The organism is Paenibacillus sp. FSL K6-1122 (assembly GCF_037977015.1).
Lineage (GTDB): Bacteria > Bacillota > Bacilli > Paenibacillales > Paenibacillaceae > Paenibacillus > Paenibacillus amylolyticus.
In genome coordinates, this window is sequence record NZ_CP150272.1 from 3,181,119 (window position 1) to 3,199,167 (window position 18,049).

Genomic DNA, 18,049 nt, shown 5'->3' on the forward strand with positions numbered 1-18,049 from the left:
GGACGGAAGAAAGGATGAAAATAACGATGTCATCGGATTTTATCGGGCTTCATGAAGGCAAGTGGACTAAGGAACCCGTTGCTGCACGGATGGATGGGGATCGTTTCGTTGTGGAAGCCCGGGAAGGCAGTGACTTCTGGGAGAACACATTCTACGGGTTCTGTCATCGGGATGGACATGCCATGCTTGCTCCATGGGACGGAACGGAAGCGATTGAGGTATCGTTTGATCTAAGCTCATTCACCGAATTATATGATCAGGCGGGATTGATGTTATGGTATGGAGAAGACCAATGGATCAAGGCCGGAGTTGAGGTCAATGATGGCGTGGCACATGTTGGAGCCGTCGTGACGGATACATATTCCGATTGGTCACTCTCTCCTGTGCCAGAGTGGGGTGGACGAATCGTAACAATCAGAGCCTCCTACAGTAATGAGGCCGTTGTCATTCGTGCTCGCACAGATGAGCATCCTTGGCGTACGATTCGGGTTGCACGGTTTGCCTATCCGACGAACAAACACGCAGGTCCATTTCTGTGTTCACCAAAGCGTGCAGGGTTCGAGGTAGCCTTTACCAAGTGGAGATCCACGACACCCGATCAAGACTTGCATACAGATCCGCCGATTACAGATTAAAACAAGTTAAGATGCACGATAAACCATGAAACATGAACACGTGTACCTGGCTTAGAAAGCAAGACAACAAAAATAAGCAAGTCTTCCATTGACGGAGGACTTGCTTATTTTTGTGTTTAAACTTTGGACTGTGAAAAGTCTCCAGTTACTCATTTCATCATTCACCGGGGTCAGTGAGTTCTTTTTGCACATACAATATAGTGCTTGCGAACATTACTTGAGTTTAACGTTTATTTACTCGTGCCCGTATCCAGGGACTGGGGTTCGGTCTCTTTTTCAACCTCATCATCATTGGACTTATTGAACTCAAGCATACGCTCCTCGTAATCGTCCAGGAACCATAACGGGTCCATACTGTCTTCCTCACCGTTGTAATTGATTACGATTTCGTCGCCAGCCTTGATGTCTGTATAAGCGTAGAAGTCAAAGGTATGGTTATCAAAATTGATATCGTAAGTAGCGTTAGGTTCATAAGAGTGGTTGATCAGACTGCCGTAACCGAGCAGAATGGCGGTATGATTCGCCCCATATTCGAACACGTAATCTTCCAAAATCGTCTTTTCGACATGCTCATGATCTTCATTTGGGTAAGGCACAACGGGTGCCTGATGGATAAGCGTTCCTTTGGCAATATCAACGGTAGCAAATACCCCGCGGTTAAACTCACCACCATCACCTAACTTGGATTGTTTCACTTCGATCATAATCTTCACCTGATGCTCTTCGAAGAGCTCCGTTCTATATAGTAGTAATTCGTTAAGGCAAAATTTTAACCCATACTTTCATATAAGGCAAATTTCAGACAAAAAGGTGCAATATTTTTTAATAGGGCGTTGAGTTGTGCAGGATATAACGCTTATAATATACAAAGAATTAAGTCTATATAGAAAAGGTGTCATGAATGAGCATATTAAATGTAGAAAAATTAAGTCACGGTTTTGGTGACCGTGCTATCTTTAACGACGTTTCATTCCGCCTCTTGAAGGGCGAACATATTGGTCTGATCGGGGCCAATGGTGAAGGTAAATCCACCTTCATGAACATTATTACAGGAAAACTTCAGCCGGATGAAGGCAAGGTGGAGTGGTCCAAACGGATGCGTGTTGGTTATCTGGACCAGCATGCTGTATTGAACAAAGGCCAATCGATCCGTGACGTACTTCGCGGCGCGTTCCAGTATTTGTTTGACATGGAACAGGAAATGAATGATATGTATGGCAAAATGGGCGATGTTACACCGGAGGAGCTTGAACAACTTCTTGAAGACGTGGGTACGATTCAGGATACGCTGACAAACCAGGATTTCTACATGATCGATGCCAAAGTGGATGAAACCGCACGTGGTCTGGGTCTGACGGATATCGGTCTGGATAAGGACGTCAATGACCTGAGTGGTGGACAACGTACCAAAGTCCTGCTTGCCAAGCTGCTGCTGGAAAAACCCGATATTTTGCTGCTGGATGAGCCTACGAACTATCTAGATGAATTGCATATCGAATGGCTGAAACGTTATTTGCAGGAATATGAGAATGCATTTATCCTCATTTCTCACGATATTCCGTTCCTGAACAGTGTTATCAACTTGATCTATCACATGGAGAACCAGAATCTAACTCGTTATGTGGGCGATTATGATCATTTCCAGGAAGTTCATGAGATGAGAAAACAGCAGCTGGAGTCGGCGTACAAGCGCCAACAACAAGAGATTGCTGACCTCAAGGATTTTGTAGCGCGTAACAAAGCAAGTGTAGCTACACGTAATATGGCGATGTCCAGACAGAAGAAACTCGACAAGATGGATGTCATCGAGATCGCCAAGGAGAAACCGAAACCGCAGTTCAACTTCCGTGATGCAAGAACATCCGGCAAGCTCATTTTCGAAACCAAAGGTCTTGTAATTGGATACAACGAACCGTTGTCCAGACCACTGGATCTGCGTATGGAGCGTGGGCAGAAGATTGCCCTTGTTGGTGCGAACGGAATCGGTAAAACAACCCTGATGCGCAGTATTCTGGGTGAAATTCAAGCTCTGGAAGGAACCGTTCAACGCGGTGAACATCTGGAGATTGGTTACTTCCAGCAAGAGATGAAGGATGCCAACTACAATACATGTATTGAAGAGATCTGGCAGGAGTTCCCTTCCTATACCCAATTCGAGGTGCGTGCTGCACTTGCAAAATGTGGTTTGACTACAAAACACATTGAGAGCAAGGTAGCTGTACTAAGTGGTGGGGAGAAAGCTAAAGTGCGTCTCTGTAAGCTGATCAATAATGAAACCAACCTGCTTGTGCTCGATGAGCCGACGAACCATCTGGACGTTGATGCCAAGGAAGAGTTGAAACGTGCGCTCAAGGCCTACAAAGGCAGTATTCTTCTGATTTCCCACGAACCGGAATTCTACCGTGATGTCGTTACGGAGACGTGGAACTGTGAGTCGTGGACCACGAAAGTATTCTAAATAGAGGTTGTTCAAAAAGTCCGCTTTTGATTACGAATCACGTGCGAGCTTGCGAACAAGCTCGAAGCGTGAGAAAAGGCGCGAATTTTGCTTGCAAAACAGGCAGAACTCGCGCCTTTTTTGCGTGGTTTTAACGAAAAATGTTTGAGCCCAATTCACAGTTGACAGCTTGAATAAGGCAATAATATAATTCAGGAAAGCGATTACATTTATATGTTAAAAACCTGTTTCACTGCATAGGGGCAAAGAAAACACGGTATTCCGTATGGGTATCATTGCACTTAGAAGGGAAGACGGGTCTTTTTTTGCACTCCAATGAAACCGGTTTCATTAAAATAAGGAGGTGAACAAAAGCTCGTTACTGACCACTGGTTGCTGAGTATAGGCTGAACAACAACACCGCGCATACAAGAACCATGCTTTCATCTTTCACGCCAAAGGAGAGAATGAACATTGGATAAACTCAGGAAACCCATGATATTTATGTTATCAGCAACACTTGCGCTGTCTTCGGGACCGTTGATGCTGCCGAGTAAGGCGTATGCCGATCTGAGCAGTATACCCGCCACATTGTTGCAGGACGATTTTTCGGATGGGAATTTCACGGAATCACCCGCGTGGAACGTAAGCTCAGGCAACTGGGAAGTGTTCGCTGACCCGACAGATGCGTCCAACTTTACGCTTTTCCAGAGCGATACCAATGAAGGCATCATCTTTACTGGAGACTCCATGTCGGACATGACCGTGTCCATGCGCTTTTACACGGGAGCCGGTCAAGGATATCCGGGAATATTGCCGCGGTTTCAGGATAAGAGCAACTATTATTATTTTCAAATGCAGGTACCTAACAACAAATTGGTCTTCAGCAAAAAGGTGAATAACGGCGATACAACGTTGAAAACGGTGGACTATGCGTTTGCCAAAGATACGTGGTACACACTCAAAATAGTGCTGTCGGGTGCCACCATTCGAGGATATATCGCCGAAAATGGCTCCGATCGGTTGGTATTTGATTTAAACGATTCTTCCATTGGGTCAGGTGTTGTTGGCATTCGAAATAAGTGGCAGTCGGTACATATGGATGACGTGATCATTGCCGAGCAACTGGCTGGGAACGATATTCAGCTCTCCATTGCTGAGCAGACGGCGTCTTCGGTTTCACTGCAATGGTCTGAAATCGCGGGTGCATCAGCCTATCGCTTGTACCGTTCCTCTACGCCTGAAGGCGGTTATTCCCTGGTAACCAATACCGGGACTTTGGGACACACGGATGAAGGATTAAGCGGGGATACGGTGTATTATTACAAGATTGCTTATGAATATGGAGGTCTAACCGAGTCATTATGGACTGCTCCTCTGGAAGTTCGGACGATTGCGGCGGCACCACAGGCTCCTGGCGAATTAAAGGCCGAAGCACCTAATGCCACAAGCGTGAAGCTATCTTGGTCCACTGTGGACAAGTCAACTGGTTATCGCGTGGTTCGGGCCGAAGCTGGAAGTGAGCAATACGAGCAAATCTATGAAGGTAAAGGGCTCACATTCACGGATAATGCACTTGAGCCGGGCACCAGCTACAGCTATCGTGTGACGGCCTATAATGCAGCAGGTGAGTCAGCATTCACTGTTGCAGAAGCCACGACGTACTCCATTGACTCTCCAGCAGAGTTCGCCGCCACAGCTGTGACGGATACATCAATCTCTCTGGGGTGGAATGTCCTGCCTGGATCTGATGTAACATATACCGTGTCCCGTGCAACCAGCGCTACGGGTACATATCAGCAGGTCTATAGTGGCAAAGAAAACACGTATAACGATAGCGGTCTAACGATGGGCACAGGATATTTTTACATCATTCAGGCGACCGTGGACGGTGTAACTTCTCCAGCATCCGCACCGCGTGGTGTTGCGACGATTCGTACAAGCATTACACCGGGGCAATTGTGGCCAGATCTGGACGGGAAGCCGATTGATGCTCATGGGGCTGGCTTTTTCTATGATGAACAGACGGAGACCTATTACTGGTATGGCGAATATCATAAGGGCGGCTGGCCAGCTGTTGGTGTGCGTGTGTATTCATCCAAGGATCTGATGAATTGGAAGGATGAAGGCATGGCTTTAACAACACTTCAATCCATGGATGATTTTGACAATGACCCGTTGATCTCCAAATTGTATGCGGGGCGTGAAGACCGCGTGGATATCTGGGCAGATATCCGCAAAGGACGGATTATTGAACGACCAAAGGTCATCTACAACGACAAAACGAAGAAATACGTGATGTGGGCCCACATGGACGGCGACAAAGACCCCTATAACGATAATGCGAATTATGGTAAGGCACGGGCCGGTTATGCGATCAGCGACTCTCCAACAGGGCCTTTTGTGTATCAGAAGAGTTACCGGATGGACAGAGCTCCCGAAGGGGAGAAAGATTTCTTCCCAACCGATAAGGGTATGGCACGTGATATGACGTTGTTCAAGGACGATGACGGCACTGGCTATCTGATCTATTCCAGTGAGGAAAACCTGACGCTGTATATCTCCAAACTGAATGAAGACTACAGTGACGTAACAGGGTGGCATAAGGAAGGACGAACGGATGACAAAGGCAATCCGGTACGAGATTCCACCTATCAGGCGGAATACGGCGTCGATTACGTGCGTGTGTTCCCGGGAGGGCAACGTGAAGCACCGGCGATGTTCAAGTATCAGGGGAAATATTATATTTTGACTTCCGGAGCTTCCGGTTGGGCCCCTAACGAAAACAAAGTGACGGTGGCGGACAACATCTTTGGCCCGTGGTCAACGCAGACCAATCCGTTCGTGCGCACGTTGCCGAGTGATCCCGATCCAGGAAAAGCATTTGGCACACAGACCACTTCCGTCATTCCGGTCGATCCGGAAAAAGGAAAATTCATTTACGTGGGGGATACGTGGAATGGTGGTAATTTCTCGAATGATGCTGCAAAATATGTGTTCTTGCCAATTGAGTTTGGAATAGGCTCCGACATCGCGATCAAGTGGTATAACAGCTGGACACCTGATCTGCTGAATTCGATGGGAAAGGTAGATATTGCTGATCCGTTGCCAGAAGCCGTGGCGTTAGGCAAAGTACCGTCCCTGCCAACAACATTGAATGTGCGCGACGGTGGAGCACTGGTATCAACGCCAGCAGTATGGACGATTGATAACCGGACCATGACGGCAGAGGATTTTGCCAAGCCAGGACCGCTCACATTACAGGTAACGACACCGGAATATAACAACAAAAAGCAGGCAGTTCGCGTAAATGTCATTCCGGAGAATACACTGTATTTCGTGAACAGCGGAGGTTACGAAACGGCTGATTACAGTCTCATGGGTGCTTATATGAAGGGAACGCTTGCGAACCCGGGAACGGCGGACCAGATGTACGCTCCGGCTGAGGGACACAATTGGGGTTATGTCAGCGCAGATGCACTGGCATCCGGTTCGAATGGCGGGGATATATTCTCGACCGTACGTTATCTGAACGGTGGTAATGTCAGCAATTCTCCTAAAGGCACGGACTTAACCTATAGATTTGATGTGCCAAACGGGACATACGATGTCTACGCCGGATTCAACGATCCGTGGACCAATACATCGCGCAGGGCGAATTTCATCATCAATGGCGCCAATACCGGTGCAGTTACTTTTACGCCTGCCAGTGTTAGAGCCAACAAAGGCATCAGCGTGTCGGACAACAAGCTGGAGTTGACCGTGCGTAATACGGCATCACAGGACCCGATGATTAGCTGGATTATGATCGTTAAACCTGACGCCGCGCCACCTGCAAATGATAGTGCTGGCCTTATTGCTGATGCGATAGATTCAACGAGCGCAACGCTTCGCTGGGATGCTCATCTTGGTGCAGCAAGCTACAAGCTTTACCGCTCAGATCGTGAGCAAGGAGAGTATAAGGTGGTCTACAGCGGCAATGGACGGGAGTACACGGACAGTGAACTGAACCCTGGCACGGAATATTATTACAAAGTGGAAGCTTTTGATGCGACGGGGCAATCCTTGAGAGGTGTATCTTCCGCTTATCAGGTGCACACGGCTCAGCAGAGCGCTGCCGATGAAGCTACAGGCATCACAGCATTGGAACAGCCTTCCGCAGGTGCAAAAAAACTGAAGTTACCATCCGTGCCGCAAGGTTTCACGGTGAAGATCGCTTCCAGTTCGGTACCGTCGGTCATTCAAACCGATGGAACGATTGTCCCACCATCCAAGGAAACAACAGTAACACTGGAGTTGGAAATTACTCGAACTTCTGACGACAGTAGAGCCCTGACTATACCGTTGACAGTGAAGGTGCCGACATCTGTTCCTTCCCCTGGAGGCACGGACCCTGGTTCGGGCGGTAGTCCAGGCGGCAATTCCGGTGGAAATCCAGGCGGCAATTCCGGTGGAAATCCAGGAGATGGTTCTGGTTCATCCAGCAATGGCGGACAATCCGGAAGTGGTAACTCAAGTGCAGAGAATGCGGTACCACAACCTAAACCGGAGAAGGACCGTTCTGTTCTGGAGTTGCAGGGACAGTCTGATCAGAAGGGTGTAGTGCAGTCCAACGTGGATGTTTCAACGATTAAAGATGCTTTTAAAGTTGCCCCCTCAACAGATGCGGGTCAGCGCTTGGTCGAACTTCGGCTGAAGCCGGTTTCGGGAGCAACGGTATATGAAGTATCTCTGCCTGCCTCTGCGTTAATAGATCAGGGCGAGTCACATGTGTTCAACATTGTTACAGAGCTGGGAATGTTGGAGCTTCCCGCGACACTGTTAACAAAGGATATAGTTGGTGATGGGATTGCATCAATCCGATTGGTCAGAACGGAGCTGCCAAAAACAGTCGCAGATCAGCTCGGCACGAAATATGGAGTCCAGCTTGAACTTCGACTGGATGGTCAACCTTGGCCATCGGAAAGCGAGTTAATACTTCGTCTGCCTTTCCAATCCTCACAAAATGCTCAGCAGGATCGGATTGTAGCATTTGCCATTGGCGCGAACGGTGTGGCAACCCCATTGCCGCAAAGTTACTACGATCCAAACAGCGGGCAGCTTGTATTTTCTGTAACATCACTCACAGGAAATTATGCTGTTGTGTCTGTGGAGCAGACATTCGCAGATCTTGCAGAAGTGCAGTGGGCCAAGAAAGCAATGGAGGCTTTGGCTGTCCGAGGTGTAATTGATGCTGAGGCAAGCGGTGATTCCACGCAGTTACATCCAAAAGAGGAGATGACCCGCGGCCAATACATGCAATGGTTGATGACTGCGCTGGGTTTGAATGCTGCATCCGGGAATGCGTTCTCTGATGTAAACGAAAATGCTCCGTACTACGAAGCAGTTACAGCTGCGCGTTCGCTAGGTATCACGAGTGGTACCGGTGACGGGCGCTTCTTGCCAGAGTCCACGATCACTCGTCAAGAGATGATGACGTTGACAGTGAGGGCACTTGCGGCGGCTGGACTGGTTGACTCCGAGACGGCTGTAACAGATAACCTTACTCGTTTCCGCGACGCTTCCGAGATTCGCTCCTATGCCCGGGATAGTGTGGCATTACTTGTGTATCTGGGCATCGCTCACGGGTACAACGGTGAGGTGAAACCACTTGCCGAAGCGACCAGAGCCGAATCGGCTACGTTGTTATATGCGATGATGAGCAAACTGGTATGGAATAAATGATGATACACCAGAATCGTAGCGTGTGAAAAAGAAGGTTTACTTTGACCTGGAACTCAGGTTGGAGTAAGCCTTCTTGATTGTACGCCAGCCATAGGCGAAAAGTCATTTACTCAACGAACGAGTAACCTCCTATCGTTCTTCAGTTGTTATCTGTAATGTCTTCGAATTGTTAATTGTAATGTTTGCCGATTTGATACGCTTGTTCCAACAAGCCTTCGATATGTTCTTTGGATTCTGATATGGTTTCATAGAGGAATTCGACTCGGGATTCCTGCATTCTTGCATAACCCGCGATCCCGTTATTCAGATAATTGGAAATCATGTTGTAATAGTCGTATTTATGGAATGAAGCCTCCGTCCCCCCAGCTAGTGCAATCCACAGTGCCTTTTTGGAGTTTGCCTTGTTCAGCAGACCCATGTTCCATACCTTGTCCAGATAAGCTTTAAGCATGGAGGGAACGTTGTACCACCAGATCGGGAAAACAAATACAATGGCATCAGCCGCAAGCACACGATCCAGCTCTTTGCGAATCACAGGGGCATGCTGTTTATCGGGATTTTGCCAGTCTCGCTCATCTTCTACACGATATAGGGGATCGAATCCGTCATGATATAGATCGAGGATATCGATTTCATGGGAATTCTCCTGCATACCTTCTATAAAACGATTCATCACGGCAAATGTTAGGGAATCCTGTCTTGGGTGAGTAACGACCAGTTTAACTTTCATGTAGGAGTAACCATCCTTTTTTCTTTTTATTTTGGTTAAACATTCTGACCAATGTTATTATAAGTTTCATGACATCTTATTGAGAAGTACGCACCTGAAAGTGCTGTAGATACCTTGGGGTTCTTCGGTTACTTTTAATAACGGATATACATATATGTGAATTATGGGGGAGTACAAGTGGAACAAGGAATGAAAAAATATGAGAGTGGTGTGCAGGCCATGCTGGAACTGGTCGGTGGAAAATGGAGGATTCTTATTCTGCACCAGCTGATATCAGGTAAAAAACGAACAAGCGAACTTCGCAGAGCCATTCCTGGCATTACCCAGAAGGTCTTAACCCAGCAGCTGCGTGAACTGGAAAAGAATGAAATCATCCATCGGATCATTCATCCCCAGATTCCGCCCAAGGTAGAGTATGAGATGACAGAGTACGGCTTGACACTGCAGGACATCATTGACCGCATATGTCTATGGGGAGAGAATCACTTGGACAAAGTATACGGAGATAAAAGCAGAGTGCTGGGAAATCATTTTAGTGACTATACTCCACTTTCAACTTCAACTTGAGCTGGCTGCCAAATTTAAAAATATAACAAAACCGTCCTTGATTTAAAAAGGAGGGTTTTTGTTGTTTTTTGTCCTTTATCAGCGAAACTGATAAATGCTATAAAATCATTGAAATTGACCCTCAACACCCGGTGTGTTAGGTTTTAGAGAGAAGAAATTAAATTAATGTGATGATTTTAGTCGGAATTAAAATCGAAGCAATGCGCGAGGTGGCAAACAGTGGAACTTCAAGTGACAAACAGCCCTTTTAATCAAGAACAAGTTGAACTGCTTAATCGTCTTATTCCTACATTGACCGATGGACAACGTACTTGGTTGAGCGGATATATTGCAGCAATTCAGGCAAGCGCGACAATAGCGGCTCCTGCTAACCTGGTACAGGCTGCACCAGCTACAGGTATTGCACCTGTCAGTGCTCCGCCAGTATCCCGGGAAGTTACCGTGCTTTTTGGTTCACAAACCGGGAATTCCAGTGGCCTATCGAAAAAGCTGGCCAAGAAACTTGAAGAGCAAGGTCTTCAGGTAACGTTGTCATCGATGGGAGATTTCAAACCGAACGGACTCAAGAAAATTGAAAATCTCCTCATCATCGTCAGTACGCATGGCGAAGGCGAACCACCGGATAATGCGATTCCGCTGCATGAATTCCTGAACAGCAAACGGGCTCCGAAGCTTGAAGGACTTCGTTACTCGGTGTTGGCTCTGGGAGATACCTCCTATGAGTTCTTCTGTCAGACAGGTAAGGACTTCGATAAACGATTGCAGGAGTTGGGTGGTACAGCGCTTGTACCGCGTGTGGACTGTGATGTTGATTTTGATGAAGCAGCTGCAGAGTGGATGAATGAAGTACTGGCATCCTTAAGCAGTACATCTGCTGGTGCGAGTACGGTAACCACTGAGGCTGTCACAGCAGCGGTGAGCGGCGGGGAATCCGAATATGATCGCACGAATCCATTCAAGGCTGAAGTGTTGGAAAATCTCAATCTGAATGGCAGAGGATCAGATCGTGAAACACGCCACATTGAGTTGTCTTTGGAAGGCTCCAGTCTGGACTACGAGCCAGGTGACAGCCTTGGGATATTCCCTGAGAATCATCCGCGCCTTGTGGAGGAATTGATTGCAGCCATGGGATGGAATGCCGATGAACGCGTGACCGTGAATAAAAACGGCGATCAGGCATCTGTGCAAGAAGCGTTGCTGCGTTATTTTGAAATTACAGCTGTGACGAAACCGGTCGTGGAACAACTTGCGAAACTGAATCCTGGGAGTGGCCTGACAGCGTTACTCGCAGATGATTCCCAATTCCGCACGGTCATGAATAGCTGTGATCTGCTGGATCTGGTTCATGATTATAATCTGAAAGGGATTCCTGCCGGAGAATTCGTAGCTGCTCTTCGCAAAATTCCGGCACGTCTATACTCCATAGCGAGTAGTTCGAAGTCTTTCCCGGATGAAGTTCATCTAACCGTTCGCTCGGTACGTTATGAAGCGCGTGGCAGAGAACGTTACGGTGTATGCTCGGTACATCTGGCTGAACGAATCGAAGCTGGCGACACCCTGCCTGTATATATACAGCATAACCCGAATTTCAAGCTGCCTGAGAACCCGGATACACCGATCATCATGGTTGGCCCAGGTACAGGTGTAGCGCCGTTCAGATCTTTTCTTGGTGAGCGTGAAGAAACAGGAGCAGAGGGCAAGACATGGCTGTTCTACGGAGATCAGCATTTCGCCACGGACTTCTTGTACCAGACGGAATGGCAACGTTGGCTCAAAGATGGTGTGCTTACTAAGATGGATGTAGCCTTCTCACGTGATACGGAACAGAAAGTATATGTACAACATCGCATGCTGGAACACAGCAAAGAACTGTACCAGTGGCTTCAGGAAGGTGCAAGCGTATATATCTGTGGTGACGAGAAAAAAATGGCACATGATGTGCATGCTGCGCTCACCACGATTCTTGTACAAGAAGGCGGTTTAACGCCTGAGCAGGCATCGGAATATCTGACACGGTTACAGCAGGAGAAACGTTATCAGCGGGACGTCTATTAATCACCGGCCCAGCCGGATTGCACCATCCCGCAGAGACGAGAGGAGAAAGCAGCATGGTTTATAATAACTTACTTAACCCACAGCGCACGAATAGTGATGTGGAAGATATAAAGATCAAAAGCGATTACTTGCGCGGAAGTCTGACCGAAACGTTGGCTGATCGTATCACGGGGGCTATTCCAGAGGACGACAACCGTCTGATGAAACACCACGGTAGTTATATGCAGGATGACCGTGACCTGCGTAACGAGCGTCACAAATCCAAGCTGGAGCCTGCATACCAATTCATGTTACGTGTGCGTGCTTCCGGTGGGATTGTAACCCCGGAGCAGTGGTTGATGATGGATCGGGTAGCGCATAAATATGCGAATGAGACGATTCGTCTGACCACACGTCAGTCTTTCCAACTGCATGGCGTACTGAAGTGGGATCTTAAAAACACCATTCGCGAAGTGAACGATTCGTTGTTAAGCACACTGGCTGCATGTGGTGACGTAAACCGTAACGTGATGTGTAACCCGAATCCGAATCAATCTGATGTGCATGCTGAAGTGTATGAGTGGGCATGTCAGGTGAGCAATCATTTGGACCCTCGGACCCGGGCTTATCATGAGCTGTGGCTGGACGGAGAGAAAGTGGTTGATTCCCAGGACTCGGACGAAGAAGTTGAACCAATCTATGGCAAAGTGTATTTGCCACGGAAGTTCAAAATCGGTATTGCTGTACCACCATCCAATGATGTGGACGTCTATTCACAGGATCTTGGCTTTATTGCTATTGTGGAGAACGGCAAGTTGCAAGGCTTCAACGTTTCCGTAGGAGGCGGCATGGGGATGTCTCATGGTGACGCCAAAACCTATCCTCAGGTGTCCAAAGTCATTGGTTTCTGTAAGCCGGAGCAAATGATTGATGTTGCAGAGAAAACAGTTATGATTCAGCGTGATTATGGAGATCGTGCAGTTCGTAAACATGCTCGTTTCAAATATACGCTGGATGATCGTGGTGTGGAGTGGTTTGTCGAAGAGCTGACCACCCGTCTGGGATGGAAACTGGATGCGGCACGTCCATATCATTTTGAGACTAACGGAGATCGATATGGTTGGGTAAAAGGTAATAATGGCAGATGGCACTACACGCTGTTCATTCAGAATGGTCGTGTAAAGGATGTTGATGGATATCCTCTCATGACGGGTTTACGTGAAATTGCCAAAGTGCATACGGGTGATTTCCGTCTGACTGCGAACCAAAATCTAATCATCGGTAATATTAGCAGCCAGAAAAAGAAAAAGATTGAAGCACTCATTCAGCAATATAACCTGACTGATGGTGCACATTACTCAGCGCTGCGCAGAAGTTCAATGGCTTGTGTTGCGTTTCCGACCTGCGGCCTTGCGATGGCTGAGTCCGAACGTTACTTGCCGTCCCTGATCGACAAACTGGAGCCTGTATTGGACGAAGCTGGGCTGAGAGACAAAGAAATTGTCATTCGGATGACCGGTTGCCCGAACGGATGCGCAAGACCGATGCTGGCAGAGATTTCATTTATCGGTAAAGCACCAGGGAAATACAATATGTATCTCGGTGGCAGCTTCACTGGACATCGCTTGAATAAGCTGTACAAAGAAAACATTGGTGAAACTGAGATTCTGGACACGTTAACTCCAATGGTGAATCAGTATGCCAAGGAGCGCAATGAAGGGGAACATTTCGGAGACTTTGTCATTCGTGCGGGTTATGTTCCTGAAGTGTTGGATGGTCGACAATTTCACGCTTAATTGACCGAGTAAGATAACTGAAATTAGGACTGATTTAGGGCGGAAGCATTCCTTTATGGGGTGCTTCTTGTCTGCTATATATGGAGTGAATAGAGGTAACGTTAGTTGCTGCTGAGAGATTTATGAGAGGATAAACTGAGGTTAATCTTCAAATGGAGATGGATAATCACCGCAGTTATTCCCATTATTTCGTGTGTATTAACTTGTTGAAGTACGCTCAACAAGATATAATGGCATAGTAGAAAGCAGATTAAATGTTGAAAGTGAGCGGAAACGATATGGGTCGTAAGTGGAATAATATCAAGGAAAAGAAAGCTTCAAAAGATGCAAACACGAGCCGGGTCTACGCTAAATTCGGCGTTGAGATCTATGTAGCTGCCAAGAAGGGCGAACCGGACCCGGAAGCGAACCGTGCACTGAAAGTCGTGCTGGAACGTGCCAAAACGTATAATGTACCCAAAGCCATCATTGATCGTGCGATGGAAAAAGCAAAAGGTAGCGGGGATGAGAACTATGAAGAGCTGCGTTATGAAGGCTTCGGACCGAATGGTGCGATGGTCATCGTAGATGCACTCACCAACAATGTGAATCGTACAGCGCCGGAAGTGCGCTCTGCGTTTAACAAAAACGCTGGCAACATGGGTGTCAGTGGTTCAGTTGCTTACATGTTTGATCCAACAGCGGTTATCGGTATAGAAGGCAAAAACTCCGAGGAAGTACTGGAACTTCTGCTTGAAGCAGATGTGGATGTACGTGATATCGTGGACGAAGACGAAGCTGTAATTGTATATGCAGAACCGGATCAATTCCACGCTGTACAGGAAGCATTCAAAGCTGCGGGTGTTACTGAGTTCACAGTAGCCGAGCTGACCATGCTTGCGCAAAACCATATTGAACTTCCAGAGGATGCACAAGCTCAGTTCGAGAAACTGATCGATGCGCTTGAGGACCTTGAAGATGTTCAGCAAGTTTACCATAACGTAGAGTTCGTATAAGAGAACGAAACGATATGTGGTTTGATTGTATAAAAAGAGTGTCTGACCAATCTGCGGGATTGGACGGACACTCTTTTTTGTTCGTTTACGATTCAGACTGCAACGATCCAGGGGACTGATCTGATTTTTCCGATTTACTTCCACCGAACTTGAACAACACAATTCCGCCAACAATGACAAGTACACCAAGCAGCTGATTCCATGAAAAAGGAATTTGCTCCAGACCGAGCCACCCCATGGAATCAAACAATAGAGCAAAGCTAAGTTGGGATGTTAGCACGATCGAGATGGCATATGTGGGACCAAGCAACTTCATGCCTTGCACGAGACAGAAGACCACGCCAACGCCGATGGCTCCACTGAGCCAGTACCAGGGTTGCATATGCTGGAAGCTGAATGTATTTTTGCCCTCCACTAGCAGGGAGATGAGGAAAGAAGCAATGAATCCGGTGAAAAGCACCATCGTTGTTGTAGACCATGAACCGGTGCGTTCATTGACTTTACTATTAAAAATCGTTTGCAGACTGACAAGTGCACCTGCCAGTAGCGCAAGCGAAATACCTGTGATTAACATGGTTGTCGAACTCCTTATTCATAAATGTTGTGGCCTGTTATTTCACGTAGACCCGCCCGGTCCTTGATCATAATCAATCCCTGATGTCGTTCAATTAACCCGTCTGCACAGAGCTTCTGGATGACCCGGTTCAGGTGTCGGTAACTGGTGCCGATCAGATTCGCGATGTCGGTCAGATTGAACGCGTCCAGCTCTTCATGAACGACGTTGCCCGCTTCTTCTGTTGAGATGGAGAGCAGGTAGCTTACTAGACGAACCTCAACGGGATACATCAGGTTGAAATTGGAAAAGTTCGAGTCAATGTAGAATTTGTGTGAGATGATTTTGAGCAAAAATTTAAGCAAAGGTGCATAATCGCTGGCAAGCTCAGCGAGCCATTGATAATGAATGCGAAGCATCACCACAGGTGACACGGCCTGAACCGTATTAACAATATCGCTTTCACGGACATACTCTATGTCACCGACAACTTCAAGCGGTGTTTTGAAACAAAGCACCAGCGTTTTGTCCTGTGCGGAGGTGGTGAAAATCTTGATTTTACCTTCGACCAGTACGTACAAATATTCGGAAGTTTCCCCTTCACGACAGATCAGTTCACACTTCTCAAAGTGGCATAATGTCATATGTGTACGCAGGGGCTCGTGAAATACAGTTTCGAGTTGATATTGCTTCAGATACTGCATTAATTGTTGCTCGTTATGGATCTCTTGCACGCTGTGATTCACCCCCGACGATATGTTTCAATCCTTCTCCAAAAACTATAGTTTCATAATAATGACACCAGTCACCATTAAGGCAATGCCTAGAAATTGCGGCAGTTTCATCTTTTGTTTCACCACGCCGAACCATCCGTTACTATCCACCAGAAAAGTCAGGAACAGCTGAGCAATGAGCAGAGCCGAGATCGTGAATGTAACCCCAATTTGCTGAATGGCCGTCACTTCGCTGAAAATAATGACGGCGCCAAAAGCACCTCCAGCCAAGTACATAGGTTTTACTTGTTTGAGTCCTTGAAGGTTGGTGTCTCTAACAAACATTAGGATCAGCGCCGCTAAGATGAATCCCGTCAGTTGTGTAATCGTAGCGGCCTGCCACGTGCCCATGTCGGTGCTAATCCGAGTATTGGCAACCCCTTGGAGCGTGATACACGCGCCGCCCAGTAATGCAAAAATAATTCCTCTCATATGTACGCTCCTTATTCAATCACTTCGACTTCTATTATTAAATGATAAATTAACTCTGAACGCCAAGGACAAATGTCCTGAGCTTTGAAGTCACAGCATCTAGAGTACAATAAAGAACTCGGGAAATCCAGATGGGGCATGAAAAGATGCGTGGCATATGTGCTCAGTACTCATTTTTCATCATAATCTAACGAACCAGTGAAACCTTATTGTACTGATCCGATTGAATTGAGAAATCTAACGAATCTCAGCAACGTTAATTGGGTTATGTTGGGTAGAAATGGGCGGTAAAACAGGGGGGATGGAGGAATAGGGTGTCTACGATTCGTTACTCTTGAAAATCGGCAAATATTCGCTAAATAGAGTGTGTCAGGTTCGGTAGCTATCCAAGAAATGAAACGAGAGTCTGCCCAGCGCACCCCGGAGAATAGAAAGTATCCAAAGCTCCGGGGTAGGACAGGCAATGAGAACAGAAGCATACAGCTAGAAGATCCTCTCCGTACACATCAAATCCATATCATTAAATCACAGTGTACACAGGCTTCTCGTTTACAAAACGAACAGACAATTCGGGAAAACGTTCTGCCAACCTGTCTGCTAATAGCTTCATTCCCGAAGCCTCGCTCTCGGCATGCCCCATCATGATCAGTGCCTTGGACTTGCCTTGTTGCACAGCATCACGGATATATTCCGGTGTCTCCCATTCGAATCCTTCTCCAGCGATGATGAGATCCAATTGCTCATTCTGAATCAAAGGAATCGTCACATGTCCATTACCACGAAAACCTACCAGTACCGCTGCGCGTCTACAGACTATTTCCGCGTTGCCTGCAACGCGTACATAATCGATGCCTAGGGAACTTTTCACATGGTGAGCAATAGCTTCAACGGTGCTTCCTTCCGGAAAAGAAAGGACGTCTGCTTCCGGTAGTCGTTGCTCCACATAAGAGGACCACCCCAAGGCCTGAATCAGTCCTTCAGTAATGCCATCCGGTTGGAAGCGGTGGATGATATCATGACATCGATAGATGGAAATGCCTGCTTCGTCGATCAACTTTCTTTTGTCCACATAAACCGAATCATTTGCAAGCCAATCCGTATAACTGTGATGGTTGTAGAAGGGGGATTCATGCGCAATGATCAAGTTTGCACCTTCCTGTATGGCTTGTTCAATAACATAATGTGTGGGCATAAAAGCAATGATAATGCCTTTGACCTTACGATCAAGTGAGCCCGTAATGAGCTGATCTACCGTGTTTTCCGGCAGTTCAATGTTATCTGTGAGATGAAGTACAACGTCTTGAACTGTAAGATCCATAGAATGCATTCCTCCAATGACAGGATATAAAGTTAGTGTACCATGTTGACATCTG

13 protein-coding genes are annotated in these 18,049 nt (G+C 47.1%); 7 read left to right on the forward strand and 6 right to left on the reverse strand.

Translation table 11 applies throughout. The annotated features are described in order from the left end of the window. Window positions 1–26 precede the first annotated feature (26 nt). On the forward strand, window positions 27–635 hold the full coding sequence (locus NSQ20_RS14715; protein WP_036608539.1) for a DUF1349 domain-containing protein: 609 nt from the start codon (window positions 27–29) through the stop codon (window positions 633–635). A gap of 230 nt (window positions 636–865) precedes the next feature. On the opposite strand, the gene NSQ20_RS14720 is transcribed toward NSQ20_RS14715, so the two are convergent. After that, window positions 866–1,339 (reverse strand): SET domain-containing protein, encoded by a 474-nt coding sequence (locus NSQ20_RS14720; protein WP_340032848.1) that lies wholly within the window; start codon window positions 1,337–1,339, stop codon window positions 866–868. A gap of 197 nt (window positions 1,340–1,536) precedes the next feature. Between NSQ20_RS14720 and NSQ20_RS14725 the strand changes: the two genes are divergently transcribed. Both NSQ20_RS14725 and NSQ20_RS14730 read left to right on the forward strand, forming a co-directional pair. After that, a complete protein-coding gene (locus tag NSQ20_RS14725) occupies window positions 1,537–3,093 on the forward strand; it encodes an ABC-F family ATP-binding cassette domain-containing protein (RefSeq protein WP_017688769.1) in 1,557 nt (518 codons plus the stop codon). Between the two features lie 453 nt (window positions 3,094–3,546). Further along, window positions 3,547–8,796, forward strand: a complete 5,250-nt coding sequence (locus NSQ20_RS14730) for an S-layer homology domain-containing protein (protein ID WP_340032849.1) — start codon at window positions 3,547–3,549, stop codon at window positions 8,794–8,796. A 169-nt stretch (window positions 8,797–8,965) separates the two neighbouring features. Here NSQ20_RS14730 and NSQ20_RS14735 read toward each other — a convergent pair whose 3' ends face one another. Then, window positions 8,966–9,526, reverse strand: a complete 561-nt coding sequence (locus NSQ20_RS14735; RefSeq protein WP_036608534.1) for an NAD(P)H oxidoreductase — start codon at window positions 9,524–9,526, stop codon at window positions 8,966–8,968. Between the two features lie 189 nt (window positions 9,527–9,715). On the opposite strand from NSQ20_RS14735, the gene NSQ20_RS14740 reads away from it, so the two are divergent. The 4 genes from NSQ20_RS14740 (at window position 9,716) to NSQ20_RS14755 (ending at window position 14,918) form a co-directional block, all read left to right on the forward strand. Continuing rightward, entirely contained in the window at window positions 9,716–10,093 is a 378-nt protein-coding gene (locus tag NSQ20_RS14740; protein ID WP_051449752.1) for a winged helix-turn-helix transcriptional regulator, read from the forward strand. A 219-nt stretch (window positions 10,094–10,312) separates the two neighbouring features. After that, window positions 10,313–12,148 (forward strand): assimilatory sulfite reductase (NADPH) flavoprotein subunit, encoded by a 1,836-nt coding sequence (locus NSQ20_RS14745; protein WP_340032850.1) that lies wholly within the window; start codon window positions 10,313–10,315, stop codon window positions 12,146–12,148. Window positions 12,149–12,201: 53 nt separating this feature from the next. Then, a complete protein-coding gene (gene cysI, locus NSQ20_RS14750) occupies window positions 12,202–13,923 on the forward strand; it encodes an assimilatory sulfite reductase (NADPH) hemoprotein subunit (RefSeq protein ID WP_340032851.1) in 1,722 nt (573 codons plus the stop codon). Window positions 13,924–14,201: 278 nt separating this feature from the next. Then, the gene (locus NSQ20_RS14755; protein ID WP_100528999.1) at window positions 14,202–14,918 is read left to right on the forward strand and encodes a YebC/PmpR family DNA-binding transcriptional regulator; all 717 of its coding nucleotides are present in this window, start codon (window positions 14,202–14,204) and stop codon (window positions 14,916–14,918) included. Between the two features lie 85 nt (window positions 14,919–15,003). Here NSQ20_RS14755 and NSQ20_RS14760 read toward each other — a convergent pair whose 3' ends face one another. The 4 genes from NSQ20_RS14760 to NSQ20_RS14775 all read right to left on the reverse strand — a co-directional run bounded on the left by NSQ20_RS14760 (window position 15,004) and on the right by NSQ20_RS14775 (window position 17,994). Continuing rightward, the gene (locus NSQ20_RS14760; protein WP_340032852.1) at window positions 15,004–15,492 is read right to left on the reverse strand and encodes a DMT family transporter; all 489 of its coding nucleotides are present in this window, start codon (window positions 15,490–15,492) and stop codon (window positions 15,004–15,006) included. Window positions 15,493–15,506: 14 nt separating this feature from the next. After that, entirely contained in the window at window positions 15,507–16,205 is a 699-nt protein-coding gene (locus NSQ20_RS14765) for a cyclic nucleotide-binding domain-containing protein (RefSeq protein ID WP_076327894.1), read from the reverse strand. Window positions 16,206–16,250: 45 nt separating this feature from the next. Next, complete coding sequence (locus NSQ20_RS14770; RefSeq protein WP_036608521.1) at window positions 16,251–16,676, reverse strand: DMT family transporter; 426 nt, start codon at window positions 16,674–16,676, stop codon at window positions 16,251–16,253. A gap of 520 nt (window positions 16,677–17,196) precedes the next feature. Then, window positions 17,197–17,994, reverse strand: a complete 798-nt coding sequence (locus tag NSQ20_RS14775) for a Nif3-like dinuclear metal center hexameric protein (protein ID WP_340032853.1) — start codon at window positions 17,992–17,994, stop codon at window positions 17,197–17,199. Window positions 17,995–18,049 lie beyond the last annotated feature (55 nt).

Excerpts from the sequence above, each read along its gene's own strand:
- NSQ20_RS14770 (WP_036608521.1), bottom strand. The coding sequence starts at position 16,676 with ATGAGAGGAATTATTTTTGCATTACTGGGCGGCGCGTGTATCACGCTC.
- NSQ20_RS14725 (WP_017688769.1), top strand. The coding sequence starts at position 1,537 with ATGAGCATATTAAATGTAGAAAAATTAAGTCACGGTTTTGGTGACCGT.
- NSQ20_RS14775 (WP_340032853.1), bottom strand. The coding sequence starts at position 17,994 with ATGGATCTTACAGTTCAAGACGTTGTACTTCATCTCACAGATAACATT.
- NSQ20_RS14735 (WP_036608534.1), bottom strand. The coding sequence starts at position 9,526 with ATGAAAGTTAAACTGGTCGTTACTCACCCAAGACAGGATTCCCTAACA.
- NSQ20_RS14715 (WP_036608539.1), top strand. The coding sequence starts at position 27 with ATGTCATCGGATTTTATCGGGCTTCATGAAGGCAAGTGGACTAAGGAA.
- NSQ20_RS14720 (WP_340032848.1), bottom strand. The coding sequence starts at position 1,339 with ATGATCGAAGTGAAACAATCCAAGTTAGGTGATGGTGGTGAGTTTAAC.
- cysI (WP_340032851.1), top strand. The coding sequence starts at position 12,202 with ATGGTTTATAATAACTTACTTAACCCACAGCGCACGAATAGTGATGTG.
- NSQ20_RS14740 (WP_051449752.1), top strand. The coding sequence starts at position 9,716 with ATGAAAAAATATGAGAGTGGTGTGCAGGCCATGCTGGAACTGGTCGGT.
- NSQ20_RS14755 (WP_100528999.1), top strand. The coding sequence starts at position 14,202 with ATGGGTCGTAAGTGGAATAATATCAAGGAAAAGAAAGCTTCAAAAGAT.
- NSQ20_RS14760 (WP_340032852.1), bottom strand. The coding sequence starts at position 15,492 with ATGTTAATCACAGGTATTTCGCTTGCGCTACTGGCAGGTGCACTTGTC.